The following is a 19,560-nucleotide window of genomic DNA, read 5'->3' as shown; positions in this document are numbered from 1 at the left end:
GCGCTGGCGCTGCACCCTAGGACCCCGCCACGGAAAAGGCCAGCAAGCCCGCGCGCTCACTGCGCCTGAGCCGGGTCCTCGGCCCCGGGCAGATCGGGCAGGCGAAAGATCTGGCCGGGAAAGATCCAGTGCGGGTCGCGGATCTGGTCGCGGTTTTCCTCGAAGATCTGCACATAGGCCAGCCCTTCGCCGAAATTCGCCTCGGCAATCCCCCAAAGCGTGAATCCCGGCTGAACGGTGATGACGGAGACCCCATCCTCTGCGGTCGGGGCCTGTGCCACCCGCGCGGGGTCTTCGCGCAGAAAGGGCGTCTCGGTCTCGGAGGCGACCTCGCCCTCGGGTCCAAGCTGCGTCACGCGCAAGGTATAGGTGCCCGGATCGACATCGGGCAGCGCCAGCGACCAAGTGCCGCCCGGCCCGATCTCGCCCATGCGGATGGGTTGATTGTTGAGGTAGACGCGCAGCTCGGCCGCTTGCGTCCCCCGCCCCGAAACGAACACCGCGCCTTCGGTGTCGTAAGAGATCGCATCGATCTGGATGTCGGTCTGCGCATCGGGCGGCTGTGGCCCCCCGCGGCTGATGCGAAGCCCATCCGGACCCGCGATCACCACGGCAGGGGCCGCAGGCGCGGTCGGCGTGGCCTCGGCCGGCGCGGTGGGGGGCACGCTGGCGGGCGCGACCGGGGTGTCCGAGACTTCGGCGTGCCGGCGGGGCGTCCGCGGGCAGGTCGGCGGCCGCGATGGCCTCGGGCGCCGAGAAGGGGGCGACGATGACCTGGTCCGCGCCCGCAATTTCCTGCCCGTCGATGCGCGCAACCAGCGTCAGGATGCGCGGCTGATCCGAGGGCGGCAGGCTCAGCAGGGCGGCGAAGGCGCCGGCGCCGTCGGCGCGCGTGGCCGACACCGCAGCCCCATCCAGCCTGACCTCGATCTCGGACCGGGCGGGCGCGCGGCCGGCGATCACCGTGTTTCCGTCCGGGGCGACCCGCACCTGATCGAAACTGGGCGGCCGATAGATCGGCGCTTCGGGAATCTCGGCCTCGGGCTCAGGTTGGGGGGCGGCGGTGGGGGCGCTCGCGACCGCCTCTGGCGGGGGCGGGTCCTGGGGGTCGGCGATCGGCGCGGGACTGTCGGACACCTCGGCGGACACGACCGTTTCCGGGGCGGCCTCGGGGCCGGGTTGGGCCGGATCCTCGCGCAACAGCGTATAGCCGACCACGGCGCCCACCACCACGATCACGCCGCCGGCGGCCGCGCCGACGGCGGGTGTGCTGTTGCCGAAAATGGCGCCGAGTTTCATCGGCCTGCCCCTTTCCCACTCCCAGTCGCCCGGCCATGTCCCAATGGCTTGAGCGGCCCTTGCTTCACAGGTATCAGGGCTGAAAAACCGTCCGAGTGCAAGGTGGCCCGATGTCGAGCTTTTCCGTCTGTGTCTATTGTGGCTCGCGTGCCGGTCGCCGTCCGGCGTTCCTGCAGGCCGCAACCGATCTGGGCCATGCCCTTGCCGGGGCCGGCATGCGGCTGGTCTACGGGGCGGGCGATGTCGGGCTGATGGGCGCGGTGGCCCGTGCCGCGCAGGCGGCGGGTGGCGAAACATTCGGCGTCATCCCCACCCATCTGCTCAGCCTCGAGGTCGGCAAACGCGATCTGACCAGCTTCATCGTCACCGAGACGATGCACGAGCGCAAGAAGGTCATGTTCATGAATTCCGACGCCATCGTGATGCTGCCCGGTGGCGCGGGCAGCCTTGACGAGTTTTTCGAGGTTTTGACGTGGCGGCAACTGGGCCTGCACGAAAAACCCGTCTACCTGCTGGATACCGAAGGCTATTGGGACCCGATGCGCAGTCTTTTGGACCATGTCGTCGCCGAAGGGTTCGCCGAGGCCTCGCTGTTGGGCTACTATCACAGCGTGCCGGATGTCGCGGGCCTGATGGATGCGCTCAGCGCGGTGCGCGCGCCTGCCTGAGCGTCGCCCAGGAATAGATCGCCAGGGCAACCCAGATGATCGGAAACGCGATCATGTGCCACGGCGTCACGACCTCGCCCAGGATCAGGGCCGCAGTGGCGAATTGCAGGGTCGGATTGAGGTATTGCACCAGACCCACGGTCGCCATCGCCACGCGTTTGGTGGCGTAGGAAAACAGGATGAGCGGTGTCGCCGTCATCGGCCCCGAGGCGATCAACAGCAGGCTGTCACCTAGGGACTGACCAAAGGCCCCCGCCCCGGCCCCCAGCCAGGCCAGATAGGCCACGGCGATGGGCAGCAGGATCAGCACCTCGGCCGTGACCGACACGACCGGCCCGGCAGCGACCATGCGTTTCAACAATCCGTAGATGCCGAAGGTCACGGCCAGCGTCAGCGATATCCACGGCGCGGCGCCAAGGCCGACGGTCAGCACGATCACCGCGCTGGCGGCCAACGTCACGGCCAGCATTTGCGCGCGGCAGAGCCCCTCGCGCAGGATGACCGCGCCGATCAGAACCGCGACGAGTGGAAAAATGTAGTAGCCAAGCGACGCCTCGACCGTGCGTCCGGCCTGAATGGCGAATATGAAAAGAAACCAGTTGATCGAGATCATCGCCGCCGCCGCCGCCACGGCCAGGGCGGGCCGCAGGCCGCCAAGGGCGCGCGGCACCTCACGCAGGCGGCTTTGCAGGGCCAGAACCCCGGCAAAGACGATCAGCGACCAGACCGTGCGATGGGCCAGCACCTCTTGCGGGGGAATGTGCGCCAGCAACTCATAAAAGAGCGGCGACAGCCCCCAGATGACGCAGGCCAGCACCAGCGCCGCCACCCCGCGGCCCGCGGCACCAAAGCGCGCAGGCGATGCGGAAGGGGGAGACGCGGCATCGGGCATGCCCGCGACTTTTCACGCTTTGTCGGGGCGGTCAACAAGGCGCCGCGCGCCCGCGGCGCGGCGCGTTGGGGTCAGTCGGACGGGATCAACGCCTCGGCGATATGTCTGGCCATGTCGTCCACCGGATGATTGGTCAGGGTCTTGTCGACCTCGCCCACGACCTTGTCGGCGACTTCCTTGTGCATCTGGTGGCGCAATTCGCCCAGGATTTTCGGGCTGGCGGCGATGATCAGCCGTTTGAACCCGTGGGCATGGGCGCGTTTGTACAGCATGTCGGCCAGATCGTCGGCAAAGCGCATCTGCTCGAGGCGATGCCAGTCGGTTTCCTCGACCGCGGAGCGCTGGACATTGGGGCCGTCATTGAAGCGCCCCGGCTTGTCCGTGCCCTGCTCGGCCGTCTTGGGGTTGTCCTGTTCGTCCTCTCGGCGGACTTCCAGTTGCGGATAATCGGCATCGCCGATGTTTTCCAGCAGAAGCGCCTTTTCGCCATCGGCCACCAGAACCCAGGTGCCGTTGGTCAGCGGCGAGGGGTTCTTGCGCACCTGCTCGACGGGGGTGGGTGTCATCGAAGGGTCAGCCATCATTTGTTCCTTTCGCCGAGATTGTCCGTGCCGGGGCGGTCCTCGTCGGATTTGGTGGCGCGGGTGGCGCCAAAGCGGCCGTCATGGTCGCGTTTCATCTCGTCCTTGGTCGCGGTCTTGCGGGTCAGATCCCCGCCATCGCGCCCCTGAAACGACGGCGCCTTGTCCACCTCGCCGATGATCTCGCGGGTTTCGCTGCGCCCGTCCTTTGATTTCGCGCGCTCTGCCATGATGTCCTCCTTTTTGCGTTCATGGCAAAAACGCAGGCCCGCCCGGCCTTGTTCCAGACTACCATCGCGCCAGTCCGATACCGAAACGAAAAAGGCCCGCCGAAGCGGGCCTTTCCAAGCGTGTCGGTTGCGGATCAGGCCGCGGCGAGGCGCGCGGCCACGTTTTCCCAGTTCACCAGCTTGTCGAGGAAGTTCGACAGGTAGGCGGGGCGCTTGTTGCGGAAATCGATGTAGTAGGAATGTTCCCACACATCGCAGCCCAGAAGCGCGGTCTGCCCGAAGCAGAGCGGGTTCACGCCGTTCTCGGTCTTGGTGACCTTGAGACTGCCGTCGCTGTCCTTGACCAGCCAGCACCAGCCCGAGCCGAACTGGCCCGCGCCCGCGGCGGCGAAGTCGTCCTTGAATTTGTCGACCGAGCCGAAGCTTTCGGTGATCGCGGCTTCCAGCTCGCCGGGCATGCCGGTCTGGCCGGGGCCCATCATTTCCCAGAACTGGACGTGGTTCCAGTGCTGCGAAGCGTTGTTGAAGATGCCGTTCTGGGCCACGGCGCCCGCCTGGTAGGTGCCGGTGATGATCTCTTCGACCGATTTGCCTTCCCACTCGGTGCCCGCGATCAGCTTGTTGCCGTTGTCGACATAGGCCTTGTGGTGCAGGTCGTGGTGGTATTCCAGCGTCTCGGCCGACATGCCGAGATCGGCCAGCGCGTCATGGGCGTAAGGAAGATCGGGAAGTTCAAAAGCCATCTGGGCCCCCTGTTCTGCGGTTTGTGCTTGGCCTTGAGATGGAGGTCGCAATGGGGTTTCGTCAACCCCATGGGCCTGCTGTATGCCACGGAATCCCGAGTTTTCTGCGGGACTTCGCCGTGATCGCCCTTGGTGGCGGCGTCAGTGATAGCCGACCGCGCCGCCCTCTTGCGCCGAAAGCGCCAGCAGGTCGAACATGTAGCGCGCGACCGAGCGGAAACAGATCACGCGCACGGTGTCGTCGCCGGTCATCCAGACCGCCGCGGCCACCTGCGCCATGCGCGTGCGCCGCATTTCGCCCGGCCCGAACACGTCGCGCGACAGGTCGGCAGGGGTCACCTTGGCCAGCACGTCGCGCCACGCGGGACCGGTGACCTCGAAGACCGCGCGGACGTCCGAGACGTTCAGCGCGAGGTTATGCGCCTCGCCCATCGCCTCGGACAGGTCTGCCGCGACCCGCTCGGCGAGGTCATGCGGGCAGATCACAAGCAGCTCATCGGGCGACATCCACGCCACGCCGTTGTCGCCCGCGGTCACGACGCCACGCCGTTCGGGCATGTCGCAGCCGGTGGCGGATTTCACGGCCTTTTTCGTGGCCGCCGCCGACAGATCGCCGCGAAACGTGACCATGCCCACAAGACCCGCCTCGCGGATCGTGACCAACCCTTGCGCGTCGGCGCCGGGCATTGCGCTCGCCAGATCAGACATTCTGCTTCTCCCCCTCGGGGTCATAAAAGACCGGGCTGACGATGCGCGCCTTGATGGTTTTAGGCGCCTCGCCCTTGACGGTTTTTGCGGTGGTGTTGAACTCAAGCACCTCGCCCATGCGGTCGGGACCGTTCAGGACCAGACCCATGGCGATACCCTTGCCCAAGGTCGGCGAATAGTAGGTCGAGGTCACGCGCCCTTGCGTGTTGCCCTGCCCGTTCGCATTGACCCCCTCGGCCAGCGCGTAGCTGCCATCGGGCAGGACCGAGCCGTTCAGCGTCTCCAGGCCCACCAGTTTCCAGCGGGTGGGTTTGGTCATATGGCTGCGCTGCTGCGCGCGTTTGCCAAGGAAATCGTCCTTCTTCTTCGAGATCGCCCAGTCGAGGCCAAGATCCTGCGGGATCACGGTGCCGTCGCTTTCATCGCCGATCATGATGAAGCCCTTTTCGGCCCGCATCACGTGCAGCGCCTCGGTGCCGTAGGGTGTGGCGTCGAAGGCGGCCCCGGCCTCCAGCAGCGCGTCCCAAAGCGCGCGGCCCTGGCTGGCCGGCACCGCAACCTCGAAGCTCAGCTCCCCCGAGAAGGAGATGCGGAAAACGCGGGCGTCGAACGCGCCCAGCTTGCCCTCGGCCCAAGACATGAAGGGCAGCGCGTCTTTCGACAGGTCGATGTCACCGCCCAGCTCTTGCAGCACCTTCTGGGCATTCGGGCCGACCACGGCGACCTGCGCCCATTGTTCGGTGACATTGGCAGTGTAGACCTGCCAGTCCCACCACTCGCATTGCAGCCAGTCCTCCATATGGGCGTGGACAGCCTCGGCGCCGCCGGTGGTGGTGTGGCACAGGAACGTATCCTCATCCAGTCGCGCCACCACGCCGTCATCCATCAGGAACCCGTTTTCCGAGCACATCAGGCCATAGCGGCATTTGCCCGGTTTCAGCGTGCTCATCATGTTGGTGTAGAGCATATCCATGAAGCGGCCCGCATCCGGCCCCTTGACGATGATCTTGCCAAGGGTCGAGGCATCGAGCAGCCCGAGCGACGTCCGCGTCGCCGTGATCTCGCGATTGACGGCCTGCCGGTGGCTCTCGCCCGCACGGGGGAAGCAATAGGGCCGCCGCCACTGGCCGACCGGCTCGAAATGCGCGCCATTGGCCTCGTGCCAATCCTGCATTGGCGTGCGGCGTAAGGGCTGGAAGACATCGCCGCGCGCCTCGCCTGCGATCGCCCCCATGGAAATGGGCGTATAGGGCGGGCGGAAGGTGGTGGTGCCGACCTGCGGGATGGGGGCGTTCAACTCGCCCGCCAGAATGGCCAATCCGTTGATGTTGCTCAGCTTGCCCTGATCGGTCGCCATGCCAAGCGTGGTGTAGCGCTTGGTGTGTTCGACGCTTTCATAGCCCTCGCGCGCAGCCAGTTGCACATCCGAGACCTTCACGTCGTTCTGGAAATCGAGCCACATCTTGGCGCGTTTTTTTGGCCCCGCGCCCTGCGGCATCATCCAGACCGGCATCAGGGGCCGTTCCGGCGGGGCATCGGCCTGCGCCACATCGGCGTTCGGCGCGGCCTTTCCCAGCGACGTCATCACATCGCGGGTGGCGGCGCTGGCGGATGCCAGCACCTCGGCGGCCTGCAGCGCCCCGTCCGATGCGCCCACGCAGGTGACGAACCCGGCCCCGTCATGGCCGGTCGGCGGGCGGGTGTGATCGGGGCGGAAGAAGGCCCCGGCCTCGTCCCAGGTCAGCTTGCCCCCGCAATGGGACCACAGATGCACCACCGGCGACCAGCCGCCCGACATGGCGACCGCGTCGCAGACGACCTCCTCGATCACCGCGCCTTCGCCCTCTTGTCGGCAAAGCTGCACCGCCACGACACCGCGCAAGCCCTTGACCCCGGCGATCCCCATGCCGGTCTTGACCGCGATCCCAAGCGCGCGGGCCTGATCCGGCAGCGGGCCATCGGCCTGCGCGCGCGCATCGACGATGCAGGGCACGTCCAGACCCGCCTGCCTGATCGCGATGGCGGTGCGATAGGCGTCGTCATTGTTGGTGACGATCACCGTGCGGTCGCCGGCGCTGACGCCCCAATTGACAATGTAGTCGCGCAAGGCGCTGGCCAGCATCACGCCCGGCTTGTCATTGCCGGGAAAGCTGAGCGGGCGTTCCAGCGCGCCGGTGGCCGAGATCACCTGTTTCGCGCGGATGCGCCACAACCGGTGGCGCGGCGCGTCGGCCTCGGGCGTGTGATCGGCCACACGCTCGTAGCCCAGGACATAGCCGTGATCGTAGACCCCCGCGATCATGGTGCGCGGGCGCAGGTGGACATTCTCCAACACGGCCAACTCGGCCAGGGTGGCGTCGATCCAGCTATCAGCCGGATCGCCATTGATGCTCACCCCATCGACCGGTGCGCGCCCGCCCCAATGGGCGGTCTGCTCGCAGAGCAGCACCTTGGCCCCGGCGCGCCCCGCGTCCAACGCAGCTTGCAGCCCGGCTATGCCGCCCCCCGCGATCACCACGTCCACATGGGCGTAGAAATGCTCGTAGCGATCGGCGTCACGCTCTTTCGGTGCCTTGCCCAGACCCGCGGACTGGCGGATGACGGGCTCGAACACGTGTTTCCAGAAGGGGCGCGGATGGATGAAGGTCTTGTAGTAGAACCCCGCGGGCAGCAGTCGCGACAGCGCCGCGTTCACCTCGCCGATGTCCCATTCCAGGCTGGGCCAGTGGTTCTGGCTTTCGGCACTCAGCCCGTCGAACAGTTCGGTCGTGGTGGCGCGTTGGTTCGGCTCGAACCGCGCCCCCGTGCCAAGGCCCACAAGCGCGTTGGGTTCCTCGGCCCCCGAGGTCATGACCCCGCGCGGGCGGTGATACTTGAAAGACCGGCCCATGATGCTTTGACCATTGGCGAGCAGGGCCGAGGCGAGTGTATCGCCCTGAAACCCGTGCAACCGCTTGCCGTTGAAGGTGAAACTCAGTTGCGTATCGCGGTCGATCAGGCGACCGCCGGTGGACAGACGGGTGCTCATGGCTGGCTCCAGTCGGGACGTTTGGCGCGGATCGCGTCGAGGATATGTTGCGGGGGTTCGGTCGTCTGCGCCGAATAGGTGCCGAACACCTCAAGCGTGGCGGTGTCGCGCGCGGCCAAGAACCACTTGCCGCAGCCATGGGCGTGGCGCCAACGCTCGAAATGCACACCCTTCACGTTCGGACGCAGGAAGAGGTAATCCTCGAACTGCTCATCCGTGCTGCCGGGGCCGAAGCGTTTAAGATGCGCCTCGCCGCCGGGGCTGAGCTCGGTTTCCTCGGCACTCACGCCGCAATAGGGGCATTCAAGAAGCAGCATGGGGCGCCTCCGCAAGCTGGATCAGAAGGGTTCGGGCAGTCGCGTATTTCTCGCGCAGCCGCGCGCGGTCGTCGGGGTCAAGCGCGGCCAGCCGCGCGGGGTCGGCATTGTCGGCCATGTCGGCCAGTTTCACCGCCAGGCTGATTGGGTTGGCGGCCACACGCGCGAGATAGCCCTCATAGGCCTCGTGCGGACGTTTGGTGATCGCCTCGACCGCCGCGCAGATATCGGGTGGAAAGCGCAGCGCCAGATCCTCGGCACTCACCTCGGTATCCTCGAGCACATCATGCAGCAGTGCCACGACCCGTTCATCGCGGTCCGACAGTGCTGTGGCGACGCGAACCAGATGCAGGACATAGGGCTGCCCCGCCTTGTCCACCTGGCCGGCATGGGCCTGAAAGGCCAGTTCGAACGCCTCGCCCAGATAGGATTTCATCATCTCGTCACCTCGTTTCTCTCGGGCAGCGCGGCCTGCAGCGCGGCCAGCGTGTCATCGCGTGTCGAGCGCGCGGGCGCCGCGCCGTAACGGTCCAGCGTCGTGCCCCAGTGATGGTCGGCATAGACCTTGCCGGGCCCGTCATAGCGCGGCTTGTCCTTGTGTTGCGGGATGAAGGTGTAGGCCTCGAAGATCTCGAGCTGTGTCATCCGGTCCCGATGCGTATCGAGAAGGTCGCGCAGGAACAGGTTTCCCACCGAAATCCAGGGCTGTTCCGCCGTCTCGGGGGCCTGGGCGTAGCGGTCCACAAGCACATCCAGCGTCAGGGTCAGCGTGTCGGTGCCGGGGGCCGAGGCCAGGTAAGGCGTCATGCGGCAGCGTTTCTTAGGATAGGTCTCGAAACAGGTATAGGTGATCGGGCGGGTGAACAACTCGTCACAGGGGTGCAAGCATTCGAAATCTGCGCCGGGGATGAACCCGCCCTGCTCGTGCAGGATCTCGTAGCGCATCAGATCGGCAACACCCTCCAGCCGCCCGCGCCGGAAATACTCGGCGATCAGCGCCTGGTTGCGCCAGCGCCGCCCCGTCAGATAGGCCGTGTCATAAAGCGTGTAATCCCAATCGGGGTGCTTGTCCCGCCAGGTCCGCATCCAATGCGTGGGCGCGGGGCGGTCGCCCACCCAGATATGGGCCAGCCTGCGCGGGATCGCCACCGTGCTTTTCGCCACCGTGTTCATCGACCGGCCCCCTGCCCCATGCTCATGCCTCGGCCGTGTAGGCCCCAAGGCCAAGCGTCTGCAGCAGGTGGTCGACCTCGATCGCCTCGCGCAACTCGGGCGCCAGCGCGATCAATTCGCCCGCGATCTTGTAGACCGAGCGCCCCCCGGCGGCGAGCACCGGCATCAGCGCCCGCGTGCGCTTGCGGTCGGTGCACTCGACCCGCGCCAGAACCGGGTTCAGCGCCAAGAGGTCCAGCCCCGCCAGCACCTCGGCCTCGTGCCCCTCGACATCGATGACCAGCACATCGGCGCGCGTGACCCCCTCGCGGGCGAGGATGTCATCCAGCCGGTCAAGCTGCACCTCGGTCACGGCGATATGGCTTTCGTCGAACACCTCGCTTTCCTTGGCCAGCGCGTCATGCAGCCACGCGCGATCGAGCGACGCCGTGCCGCGCGCGTTGCGGCGATAAAGATGCTCGTGCGCCTCTCCAAGGTGATAGAGCGGCAATGTCCCCGGTTCGGACGAACAGCCGATATTGCGCACCGTCACGCGGTCATTGTCGGCATGCAGCGCCTCGGCCCGCCGGAAATAGAGGGGGTTGGGCTCCATCAGCAGGCCGCCCCAGCCGCGCTTGGTCAGGAACGGGTTCAGCGGGTCGGCGATGACCCCATCATTGGCCCCCACCTGCACGCAGAAGGCGCGCCCTTCGGTCCATTGATCGGCGATCTCGAACAGCAATTGCAGCGCCAGTGACTTGACCCGGCGCGTGGGCTCGACGCGGGTCAATGGGCTACCCCCGCCGCAACGCTCTCGTCAATGAACCTGCCTTCGCGGAAACGGGTCATGGAAAACTCCTCGGCCAGGGATGAATGGCCCTTGGCCATCAGTTCCGCCATGGCATAGCCCGATCCGGGGATGGCCTTGAACCCGCCCGTGCCCCAGCCGCAATTCACAAAGCAGTTCTCGACCGGCGTTTTCGAGATGATGGGCGAGCGGTCGCCCGTCATGTCGACGATCCCGCCCCACCAGCGCAGCATCTTGAGGCGGCTGATGATGGGAAAGGTTTCGACCAGCGCGCGGACGGTTTCCTCGACATGCTGGAACGACCCGCGCTGCGTGTAGTTGTTGTAGCCGTCGGCACCGCCGCCGATCACCATCTCGCCCTTGTCGGACTGGCTCATGTAGCCATGCACGGTGTTGGCCATGACGACGACATCCATGCAGGGCTTGATGGGTTCGCTGACCAGCGCCTGTAGGGCCACCGACTCGATGGGCAGGCGAAAGCCCGCCATCTCGGCCAGAACGCCCGAGTGACCGGCAACGACGATGCCCAGCTTGTTGCAGCCGATGACGCCCCTGGTCGTCTCGACGCCGGTGACGCGCCCACCCTCGCGGCGCACGCCGGTCACCTCGGTCAGCTGGATGATGTCCATCCCCATGTCGGAACAGGCCCGCGCATAGCCCCAGGCCACCGCGTCATGGCGCGCGGTGCCGCCGCGTGCCTGCCACAGCGCGCCGAGAACCGGGTAACGCGGCCCGTCGAGATTGATGATCGGGCACAGTTCCTTGACCCGGCGGGGGCCGATGAACTCGGTCTCGACGCCTTGAAGGGCATTTGCATGCGCCGTGCGCTGCCAGCCGCGCACCTCGTGCTCGGTCTGGGCCAGCATCATCACGCCGCGCGGGCTGAACATGATGTTGTAGTTCAGGTCCTGGCTGAGGGTCTCGTACAGGCTGCGCGCCTTCTCGAAAATCGCGGCGGACGCATCCTGCAGGTAGTTCGAGCGGATGATCGTGGTGTTGCGGCCCGTGTTGCCGCCGCCCAGCCAGCCCTTTTCGATCACGGCGACGTTGCGGATGCCATGCACCTTGCCAAGGTAATAGGCCGTGGCCAGACCATGGCCCCCCGCCCCCACGATGATCGCGTCATAGGACGCTTTCGGCGCGGGGCTTTTCCAGGCGCGCTCCCACCCGAGGTGATGGCGCGCGGCCTCGCGGGCGATGGCAAAGGCGGAATATCGGCGCATCGGCACGCTCCTGTAACTCGGGCCCTTAACTTTGGCCTGCAACTCGGGCCTTTCCTTTGCGGCAGACGGTGACGGTGTAGGATACTCATCCCGACACCTCTTCGGCAAAATGCGACGCCGCTACAACTTGTCCCGGTTTACACGCCGTCCCGCGCCCTTTTGAAGGGTTTTCGCCGCGTGCCGTGGGCCTTACATGTGACACAGGACCGGGCAAGGGAGAACGACCCAAATGACATTCTGGATCGCGGCGGGCGTCGTGTCGCTGCTGGTGGCGCTGATCATTCTCATGACCTACCTGCGGCCCGGCAAAACCGAGGCCCCGGCGGCCGCCTATGACCTCAAGGTCTATCGCGACCAGTTGAAGGAGGTCGAGCGCGATCTGGAACGCGGTGTCCTGACCGAGGAGGAGGCCGCCCGCGCCCGCACCGAGGTGTCGCGCCGCATCCTCGAAGCCGACCGGGCCTTGAGCCGCAGCGAAACCGCGTCGGGCGGCGGCACCGGCGGGCGCTGGATGATCGCGGCCAGCCTTGTGCTGGTGATCGGCGGGGCGGTCGGCGTGTACTACCAACTGGGCGCGCCGGGCTATCCCGACCTGCCCCTGCAAGCCCGCATCCAGATGGTCGAAGAGGCGCGCGCCACCCGCCCCGCCCAGGCCGAGGCCGAAGAGGACGTGCCCTTCCGCGAAGGCGTGCCCGAGCAACCCGAGCGCGAAGCGCTGGTCGTGCAGCTGCGCACGATCATGGAACAGCGCCGCGACGACCCCGAGGGCTGGGCGTTACTGGCGCAGAACGAGGCGGCGTTGGGCAACTTCACCGCCGCGCATCGGGCGCAGGCGCAACTGATCGCTCTGCTGGGTGACGAGACACCGGCCCAGGCGCATGTCGATCTGGCCGAGATGATGATCCTGGCGGCCGGGGGCTATGTCTCGCCCGAGGCCGAAGACGCCTTGCTGCGCGCCCTCGAGATGAACCCGCGCAACGGCACGGCGCGCTATTACGCCGGCCTGATGTATGCGCAGCAGGGGCGCCCCGACCTGGCCTATCCGATCTGGCGCAACCTGCTTGCCGAAAGCCGCGCCGACGCGCCCTGGCTGGGGCCGATCCGCATACAGATCGAGGAAATCGCGGCCCTTGCCGGCGACCCGGTATCGCTGGCAGAGCTGCCGCAGCCCGACCCGGCCTCGGCCGAGGACGATATCATGCCGCCCATGCGCGGCCCCTCCGGCGCCGATATGGACGCCGCCGCGGAAATGACGCCCGAGGAGCGCGCGGAGATGGTCGAGGGCATGGTCGCCAACCTGTCGCAGCGCCTTGCCACCGAAGGCGGACCGCCCGAGGAATGGGTGCGCCTGATCAACGCCTATCTGGTGCTCGGCCGACCCGAGCAGGCGCAGGCCATTTATGACGAGGCGCAGACCGTCTTTGCCGAGGTCCCCGAAGCCATGGAGATGCTGGCCCCGTTGGGCGCGCGTCTGGGCGGGGCGGACGAGTGATCTTCGACGAGATCGCCGGCTTTGCCGCCGCCCTGCCCCGCGCGCGGGCGCTGATGGGGCTTGACCTCGGGACCAAGACGATCGGCGTCGCGGTTTCGGACAGGCTGCTGTCGGCGGCCTCGGCGCTGGAAACGGTGAAACGCACCAAGTTCACCGCCGACGCCGCGCGGCTGGCCGACTTGGCCGATGCCCGCGAGATCGGCGGCATCGTGCTGGGCCTTCCCCGCAACATGGATGGCAGCGAAGGGCCGCGCGCGCAATCGACCCGCGCCTTTGCGCGCAACCTGTCGCGCCTGCCCGCCTTCGCGGCGATGCCCATCACCTTCTGGGACGAACGCCTGAGTACCGTGGCCGCCGAGCGCGCGCTGCTCGAGGCGGATACGTCCCGAAAACGTCGCGCCGAGGTGATCGACGCCGTCGCGGCGGGCTATATCCTGCAAGGGGCGCTGGACCGCCTCCATCATTTGCAGGCAGATTGACCCCATGACCGACCGCGACCCGAAACCGCCCCGGACCGACGCGATCTGGCGCCGCGACGAGATCGAGAGCCCCTGTGTGCAGATTTGCGTCATCCACCCCGAGGCGCGGCTGTGCACGGGCTGTCTGCGCAGCATGGACGAGATCGCGCAATGGTCCCGCATGGCCCCCGAAGCCCGCGCGGCGGTGATGGTGGACCTGCCGGGCCGCAAACACCTGATCGCTCGGCGGCGCGGTGGACGGCGCGCCCACCTGACCCGGCGCGGCCAGATCGGGTAACCGGGCCGGAGCGATCCGCACCCAGATCAATCCACGGCAAGATAATCGCCGAAGCCGCTGAATTGGGGGCGAAAATAGGCAATCATCCGACCCGAAGGATCGGCTTTTGCACCCGGCTGCCACGGCGCGACGCCGTGGATCGTCATCCGATGCAGCAGAAGCGCGCCGCCCGGCGGGCTGTGGATAACCCGGCGGGGACAAGTCTCGAACACGGCCCGGCGCGTGGCATGATAGACCTCGGTCAGATCGACCTGCGGCCACGCCTCGGGCCGGAGATCGCGCAACGCGCGGATCAGCATGGACCGGATCAGGTGGTGACTGCCCTCCCAGACGACCAGCGGCGCGGCGTCCGGCGCGGCCTCGGTCAATGGCAGGCCCAGGATGTAGGCATGCGGCTCGACCAGATGCCGCCGCCTTGCCGGCCCCAGGGGCAGCAAACCGTCCAGATGCGCGCCATCGCGGTCGCGGCGAAAGCGGTGCGCGGCGTCGCCCTCGCCCGGATCGCGACCCGGATAGCCGGGATAGGTCACCGACACCTGCGCCTGATGCAGATCGCCCACGCCCGTGACGCGCTGCGCCGTCTGCAACGCGACGCAGCGCAGCGGCGGACCATCCGCAACGCAGCCCCTGGCATCGTTGGGCAAGGCGTCGACACCGACGAACCAGGTCGCCCCGTGCCGCAACCATGTGCTGCGCTGCTGCGGATCCTGCGCGACCCGCAGCGCGGCGGGCCGCGCCGCCGCCACCCAGGCCGCGACCGACGGGGCGGGATCGAACACCTGCCATCCGCGGTCAAGCCAGCTCAATACCCAAGTGCCTTGCGCAGCATGTTCAGCGCCATGATCATGATGAACACCGCAAAGGCGCGTTTGAGTGGCTTGGGGTTCATCGCATGCGCCAGCTTCACCCCCAGGGGCGTGGTCAGCAGCGTCATGGCGATCACCGCGACGAACGCCACCAGATTGACCTGACCAATGGTCAGGGGCGGCCGCCCCGGCCCGTCGCCCCCGATCATCAGAAAGCCCAGAACGCTGGGCACGGCGATGATCACGCCGAACCCCGCCGCCGTCGCCACCGCGCGGTGGATGGGCGTGTTGTAGAGGGTCATCAGCGGCACGCCGAAACTCCCGCCCCCGATCCCCATCAAGACCGACAGAAACCCGACGACTGGCGCGGCCACCATCCGGCGCAGGCCGGTGGGCATCGCCTCGCCCAACCGCCAATCCGCCCGGCCAAAGGCCAGGTAGAGGCCCACGACAAGGCCAAGCACCCCGAAGATCGCCATAAGTACCTCGTTGCGCATCCCCGATGCCGCCACCACCCCAAGCGCGGACCCAAGCGCGATCCCCGGCCCCCACCCCCTTACGGATCCGCCAATCGACCGCGCCTTTCTTGTGATGCGACAGGACCGACCGCAGCGAGGTGACGACGATCGTCGCCAGCGAGGTCGCAAGACAGATCTGCATCAGTTCGGGCGTATCGTATCCCAGGCTGTCGAAGGCGAAAAAGAACGCGGGCACCAGAACGATGCCGCCGCCCACACCCAGCATCCCCGCGATGACACCGGCAAAGGCCCCGATGGCCAGAATGAGGGCCAACATCGGGATGAATTCGGAAAGCTCGGGCATCGGTCGCTCCTGTGCGTCGCAAGGCCTGGCGCGTCTAGCCCATGTTCCGCCCGAGGAAAAGCAGGTGCCGGCCACCCGCGCCGGGCCTGTCCCTCGGTTTGACGCTCAGGTCGGTTCAGGCCGCGCGCTGCGTGATTTCGGCCAGGGCGCGTTCCACCAGCGCGGGGCCGGCACCCGGCTTGTGCGCGCCTTCGGACAGGACGCGCTTCCAGCCTCGGGCGCCCGGCCGTCCGGCAAACAGGCCCAGCATGTGCCGGGTGATCTGGTGCAGCCGCCCGCCCGCCGACAGATGCCCCTCGATATAGGGCAGCATCAGATGCGCGACCTCGACCGGGTCGCGCGCCGGTGAGGCGGCACCGAAAATCCTTCGATCGGCCTCGAGCAGAATATCGGCCGGCGTGTGATAGGCGGCGCGCCCAATCATGACCCCGTCCATGCCGGCGCGAAGATGTGCGTCCGCCTCGTCGAGCGAGGCGACCCCACCATTGATCGACAGGTGCATCTCGGGGACCGCATCTTTCATCCGGTACACCAGCGGGTAGTCCAATGGCGGGATATCGCGGTTTTCCTTTGGGCTGAGCCCTTGCAACCACGCCTTGCGCGCGTGGATGGTCACGCGCCGCACGCCGGCCGCCGAGATCTGGCGCAGGAAATCGGGCAGGATGTGCGCGGGCTCCTGATCGTCCACGCCGATCCGGCATTTCACCGTCACCTCGACAGGGCTGGCGGCCCGCATCGCGGCCACGCAGGCGGCCACGAGCGCGGGTTGCGTCATCAGAACCGCCCCGAAGGCCCCCGATTGCACACGATCCGAGGGGCAGCCGACATTGAGGTTGATTTCGTCATACCCGTACTCCGCGGCGATCCGCGTCGCCTGCGCCAGCTCGGCGCGGTCCGATCCGCCAAGTTGCAGCGCCACGGGATGTTCGGCGGCATCGAAGCCCAGCAACCTGTCGCGGTCGCCATGCACCACTGCGGGCGCCGTCACCATTTCAGTATACAGCAGGGTCTCGCGGCTCATCAGGCGATGAAAGAACCGGCAATGGCGGTCGGTCCAGTCCATCATCGGGGCAATGGACAATCTAGCGTTTTGATATATTGGCTATTTTTTTCTTCAAACTGTTGGCGGCAACGGCTGCTACGCTGGAATACGCCCCGACACCCCCGAATTTGCCCCTCTATGACGCCTTATTGCACGTACAGCGCACACGAAAATGGCCTCCATCACCAACCTTCCCTCCGGAGCGTGACCTCGGTCCAGATCAGACGACAGGGTGGCTACGTGAGCGAGACGTTCCGCCGCCGAGACGCCGCCCACCGCTGGGCCCGTCAGGCGGAGACCCGGGTCGATCAGGGGCTGGCGCCGATCAAGTCGTCAGTCTGCCGCCACCAGACCTTTGGCGACCTCATCGACTTTCATATAGCCGATATGTGCGAGGTAGGGAAACCGCCGCGTCGCAGCAAGGCCGCCACGCTCACGACGCTCAAGCGCGATCTCGGGAAGGAGAGGATCGGCCACCTCGACCGCTCGAGCCTGATCGACTACGGCAAGATGCGCGCAGATCAGGGCGCGGGACCAGTGACCCTCGGGATCGACATTGGCGCTATCAAGATGATCATCACCCACGCTGCAGCCGTGCACGGGCTCGATATCTCACCGGAACCCGTTGATCTGGCGCGCGTCGCACTCAAGCGGCTTGGACTCATCGGCAAGGGCACGGAGCGGGATCGCCGCCCGCGCACGGACGAGTTGAACCGCCTCTTCCGCTGCTTCGATGACAACGAACGGCTCACCCTGCCGATGACACGCATCGTGAAATTCGCCGTGGCCACGGCGATGCGGCTCGACGAGATATGCCGCGTCGAATGGGCCGATCTCGACGTCGACCGCCGCATGCTCCTGATCCGCAACCGAAAAGACCCGCGCAACAAGACCGGAAACGACCAGCGGATCCCGCTCTTCGCTGCCACCGGCTTCGACGCCTGGGCGCTGGTCACGGCGCAGGCCAAGGAATTGGGGCGCGCGAAGGGCCGGATCTTTCCCTACAACTCGAGGTCGGTCGGAACCGCCTTCCGGCGCGCCTGTGTGGAGGTCAGCGTGAAGGACCTTCATTTCCACGATCTGCGCCATGAAGGCACTAGCCGCCTGTTCGAGGCTGGCTTTGCCATCGAACAGGTCTCGCTGGTCACCGGCCACAAGGACTGGAAGATGCTTCGCCGCTACACGCATATCCCCCCAGAGGCACTGCACCGGCTGGCCGCATCGCGCGGCCCCTCCCCGCTGGGGGATCTCGCAGCGGAGTGACCCAAGAGTCAGAGGGATGCCGTTCCGGCCCGTGACGGGTTTGGAGGTCGAGAGAGAGGCTCCCGGCCGCCCGTCGCGGAGTTTTCCTCATGAATACCGAAATTATCGATGCCGGGCGTGACACCAGCGGCGGCTACAAGGTGGATGTATCACGCGGCACGAATGTGGACCGCGTTTCGTCGGAGTTGACCTGAGACCCGACTTCCGTCCAGCCTTCAGGAGAATCCGTCGGTTGATTTCTGGCCTCATGCGGCCTTCGTTTCCAGTCTCGATTTCATTGCAAACTCCTGCGGCGTGAGATTGCCCAGGGATGAGTGGGGTCTGTTTCGGTTGTAGTCCTCCTTCCATGCGCCGATCTTTTCACGGGCTTCGGCCAGCGTTGAGAACAGGGTCTCGTTCAAGAGCTCGTCCCGGAAGCTGCCGTTGAACGATTCGATGAAGCCGTTCTGCATCGGCTTTCCCGGCGCGATGTAGTGCCAGCCGATCCGCGTTTCCTGGCACCATCTGAGCACCGCCATACTGGTTAGTTCCGTGCCGTTGTCGCTGACAATCGTTCTGGGTCGTCCGCGTCTGGCCATGATCGCTGACAGCTCTCGTGTGACCCGCAGCCCCGAAAGCGAAGTGTCCGCAACCAATGCCAGACATTCGCGACTGAAGTCGTCCACGATGGCCAAAACCCGGAACCTGCGTCCATCTGTAAAGGCGTCCGAGACGAAATCCAGGCTCCAGCGCTCATTGGGCCGTTCCGGAACCAGCATCGGCCTGCGTGTCCCGAGCGCCCGTTTGCGACCGCCGCGCTTCCTCACCTGCAGCTTCTCCTCGCGGTAAAGCCGCCTCAGCTTCTTCAGGTTCACTTGCCAGCCTTGTCGTTCCAGCATCACATGCACCCGCCGATAGCCGAACCGACGGCGCTCGGCCGCCACAGCCTTCATCGCCTTGCGTAGATCGGCATCGTCCGGGCGCACGCTTTGATAGCGTACGCTCGACCGATCCGCCCCGACAACTGAACACGCCCGCCGCTGGCTCACCTGGTGCGCTTCGCACAGATGCGCCACGGCTTCCCGCCTGGCCGCGGGCGTCACCATTTTTTTGATGCAACGTCTCGCAGCATCGCGTTGTCCAGCATCTGCTCGGCCAACAGCTTCTTCAGCTTTGTGTTCTCGTCCTCAAGCGCCTTCAGCTTCCGGGCATCCGACACTTCGAGCCCACCAAACTTCGCTTTCCATTTGTAGAACGTGGCCGAGCTGATCCCATGTTCCCGGCACACATCCGCCGTCGCCAGGCCGCTCTCCTGCTGCTTCAGGATCGCGATAATCTGCTCTTCGCTGAACCGTGATCTCTTCATTCCGTCCGTCTCCTTCGTTGGGACGGACTCTACCTCAAAATGGATGAGGAAACGGGTCTCAGGTCACGCCTCACACCTCGGGCGCGTCAGGGTCGGGCACGATGCGCGACTGCTGCGGTTTGCGATCGGTCCAGGCCGGGTCGGATCGCTTGATCCAGCGCGAAATCAGATAGGCCACAGGCCAGGAGGCGATAAACCCCACCACCGCGGCGAAAATGACGGCGGGCCAGCCATAATACCCCAGGGAAAAGGCGGCGACGGTCAGGCTGCCGGTCAGAACGGCGCCGGTCATGAGGGTGAGCACGATGCTTAGTCGATCCATGAGTCATCTCCTTTCAAGGCATAACGTCCGGAACGGAGCGGGGTTCCTAAGCGTCCGTCCCGG

The 19,560-nt window shown here is 66.3% G+C and carries 21 protein-coding genes and 1 pseudogene; 5 read left to right on the top strand and 17 right to left on the bottom strand.

Annotated elements, in window-relative coordinates; translation table 11 throughout:
- Positions 1–56 precede the first annotated feature (56 nt).
- Positions 57–665 carry a LysM peptidoglycan-binding domain-containing protein gene (locus ROSELON_RS17590; protein WP_025312853.1) on the bottom strand — a complete coding sequence of 203 codons (609 nt, stop codon included), beginning with the start codon at positions 663–665 and terminating at the stop codon, positions 57–59.
- A 744-nt stretch (positions 666–1,409) separates the two neighbouring features.
- Here ROSELON_RS17590 and ROSELON_RS13350 point away from each other — a divergent pair.
- Positions 1,410–1,967, top strand: coding sequence for an LOG family protein (locus ROSELON_RS13350; protein WP_025312852.1), 558 nt, complete (start codon positions 1,410–1,412; stop codon positions 1,965–1,967).
- Here the strand turns inward: ROSELON_RS13350 and rarD are convergent.
- The 11 genes from rarD to ROSELON_RS13295 form a co-directional block, all read right to left on the bottom strand.
- Positions 1,942–2,859 carry an EamA family transporter RarD gene (rarD, locus tag ROSELON_RS13345; protein ID WP_051508421.1) on the bottom strand — a complete coding sequence of 306 codons (918 nt, stop codon included), beginning with the start codon at positions 2,857–2,859 and terminating at the stop codon, positions 1,942–1,944. The two genes, ROSELON_RS13350 and rarD, sit on opposite strands and share 26 nt — an antisense overlap.
- A 71-nt stretch (positions 2,860–2,930) precedes the next feature.
- Complete coding sequence (locus ROSELON_RS13340; protein WP_025312851.1) at positions 2,931–3,440, bottom strand: baeRF12 domain-containing protein; 510 nt, start codon at positions 3,438–3,440, stop codon at positions 2,931–2,933.
- Positions 3,440–3,670: a hypothetical protein gene (locus ROSELON_RS13335; RefSeq protein ID WP_025312850.1), complete on the bottom strand. Its 231-nt coding sequence runs from the start codon at positions 3,668–3,670 to the stop codon at positions 3,440–3,442. Before ROSELON_RS13335 ends, ROSELON_RS13340 begins: the two co-directional genes overlap by 1 nt.
- Before the next feature lie 134 nt (positions 3,671–3,804).
- The gene (locus ROSELON_RS13330) at positions 3,805–4,413 is read right to left on the bottom strand and encodes a superoxide dismutase (RefSeq protein ID WP_025312849.1); all 609 of its coding nucleotides are present in this window, start codon (positions 4,411–4,413) and stop codon (positions 3,805–3,807) included.
- Between the two features lie 141 nt (positions 4,414–4,554).
- Complete coding sequence (locus tag ROSELON_RS13325; RefSeq protein WP_025312848.1) at positions 4,555–5,121, bottom strand: sarcosine oxidase subunit gamma; 567 nt, start codon at positions 5,119–5,121, stop codon at positions 4,555–4,557.
- Positions 5,114–8,149, bottom strand: a complete 3,036-nt coding sequence (locus ROSELON_RS13320; protein ID WP_025312847.1) for a sarcosine oxidase subunit alpha family protein — start codon at positions 8,147–8,149, stop codon at positions 5,114–5,116. The genes ROSELON_RS13325 and ROSELON_RS13320 overlap by 8 nt, the downstream gene beginning before the upstream one ends.
- The gene (locus ROSELON_RS13315; RefSeq protein WP_025312846.1) at positions 8,146–8,466 is read right to left on the bottom strand and encodes a sarcosine oxidase subunit delta; all 321 of its coding nucleotides are present in this window, start codon (positions 8,464–8,466) and stop codon (positions 8,146–8,148) included. The genes ROSELON_RS13320 and ROSELON_RS13315 overlap by 4 nt, the downstream gene beginning before the upstream one ends.
- A complete protein-coding gene (locus ROSELON_RS13310) occupies positions 8,453–8,905 on the bottom strand; it encodes an HD domain-containing protein (protein ID WP_245605350.1) in 453 nt (150 codons plus the stop codon). The genes ROSELON_RS13315 and ROSELON_RS13310 overlap by 14 nt, the downstream gene beginning before the upstream one ends.
- Complete coding sequence (locus ROSELON_RS13305) at positions 8,902–9,639, bottom strand: glycosyltransferase family 32 protein (RefSeq protein WP_025312844.1); 738 nt, start codon at positions 9,637–9,639, stop codon at positions 8,902–8,904. Before ROSELON_RS13305 ends, ROSELON_RS13310 begins: the two co-directional genes overlap by 4 nt.
- A gap of 22 nt (positions 9,640–9,661) precedes the next feature.
- Entirely contained in the window at positions 9,662–10,408 is a 747-nt protein-coding gene (locus ROSELON_RS13300; RefSeq protein WP_025312843.1) for an FkbM family methyltransferase, read from the bottom strand.
- On the bottom strand, positions 10,405–11,649 hold the full coding sequence (locus ROSELON_RS13295; protein ID WP_025312842.1) for a sarcosine oxidase subunit beta family protein: 1,245 nt from the start codon (positions 11,647–11,649) through the stop codon (positions 10,405–10,407). The genes ROSELON_RS13300 and ROSELON_RS13295 overlap by 4 nt, the downstream gene beginning before the upstream one ends.
- A 229-nt stretch (positions 11,650–11,878) precedes the next feature.
- Here ROSELON_RS13295 and ccmI point away from each other — a divergent pair, with 229 nt between their 5' ends.
- From ccmI to ROSELON_RS13280, 3 genes are read left to right on the top strand one after another with little or no spacing between them, the layout of a single operon-like run.
- A complete protein-coding gene (gene ccmI / locus ROSELON_RS13290; protein WP_025312841.1) occupies positions 11,879–13,141 on the top strand; it encodes a c-type cytochrome biogenesis protein CcmI in 1,263 nt (420 codons plus the stop codon).
- Entirely contained in the window at positions 13,138–13,620 is a 483-nt protein-coding gene (gene ruvX / locus ROSELON_RS13285; protein ID WP_025312840.1) for a Holliday junction resolvase RuvX, read from the top strand. The genes ccmI and ruvX overlap by 4 nt, the downstream gene beginning before the upstream one ends.
- A gap of 4 nt (positions 13,621–13,624) precedes the next feature.
- Positions 13,625–13,897 (top strand): DUF1289 domain-containing protein, encoded by a 273-nt coding sequence (locus ROSELON_RS13280; RefSeq protein WP_025312839.1) that lies wholly within the window; start codon positions 13,625–13,627, stop codon positions 13,895–13,897.
- A 26-nt stretch (positions 13,898–13,923) separates the two neighbouring features.
- Here the strand turns inward: ROSELON_RS13280 and ROSELON_RS13275 are convergent, their stop codons facing one another.
- The 3 genes and pseudogenes from ROSELON_RS13275 to dusA form a co-directional block, all read right to left on the bottom strand.
- Complete coding sequence (locus tag ROSELON_RS13275; RefSeq protein WP_025312838.1) at positions 13,924–14,703, bottom strand: hypothetical protein; 780 nt, start codon at positions 14,701–14,703, stop codon at positions 13,924–13,926.
- Positions 14,700–15,525 (bottom strand): annotated as a pseudogene (locus ROSELON_RS13270) (sulfite exporter TauE/SafE family protein). The gene ROSELON_RS13275 and the pseudogene ROSELON_RS13270 overlap by 4 nt, the downstream one beginning before the upstream one ends.
- 115 nt (positions 15,526–15,640) lie before the next feature.
- Positions 15,641–16,624, bottom strand: coding sequence for a tRNA dihydrouridine(20/20a) synthase DusA (gene dusA / locus ROSELON_RS13265; protein ID WP_342665337.1), 984 nt, complete (start codon positions 16,622–16,624; stop codon positions 15,641–15,643).
- Positions 16,625–16,807: 183 nt separating this feature from the next.
- On the opposite strand from dusA, the gene ROSELON_RS13260 reads away from it, so the two are divergent.
- Positions 16,808–17,830, top strand: a complete 1,023-nt coding sequence (locus tag ROSELON_RS13260) for a site-specific integrase (protein WP_245605349.1) — start codon at positions 16,808–16,810, stop codon at positions 17,828–17,830.
- Positions 17,831–18,075: 245 nt separating this feature from the next.
- Here the strand turns inward: ROSELON_RS13260 and ROSELON_RS13255 are convergent.
- Together ROSELON_RS13255 and ROSELON_RS13245 are read right to left on the bottom strand one after the other, a co-directional pair.
- Positions 18,076–19,175, bottom strand: a protein-coding gene (locus tag ROSELON_RS13255; RefSeq protein ID WP_156945632.1) for an IS3 family transposase whose coding sequence is annotated in 2 segments (ribosomal slippage) — positions 18,076–18,923 and positions 18,923–19,175 — 1,101 coding nt in all. Because the reading frame shifts where the segments join, the coding sequence is not laid out codon by codon here.
- Positions 19,176–19,245: 70 nt separating this feature from the next.
- On the bottom strand, positions 19,246–19,497 hold the full coding sequence (locus ROSELON_RS13245; protein ID WP_025312836.1) for a hypothetical protein: 252 nt from the start codon (positions 19,495–19,497) through the stop codon (positions 19,246–19,248).
- Between the last annotated feature and the right edge of the window lie 63 nt (positions 19,498–19,560).

It is taken from the genome of Roseibacterium elongatum DSM 19469 (assembly GCF_000590925.1).
GTDB lineage: Bacteria > Pseudomonadota > Alphaproteobacteria > Rhodobacterales > Rhodobacteraceae > Roseibacterium > Roseibacterium elongatum.
The sequence above is the reverse complement of the archived record's forward strand: the minus strand, read 5'-3'. Positions and strand labels throughout refer to the sequence as shown.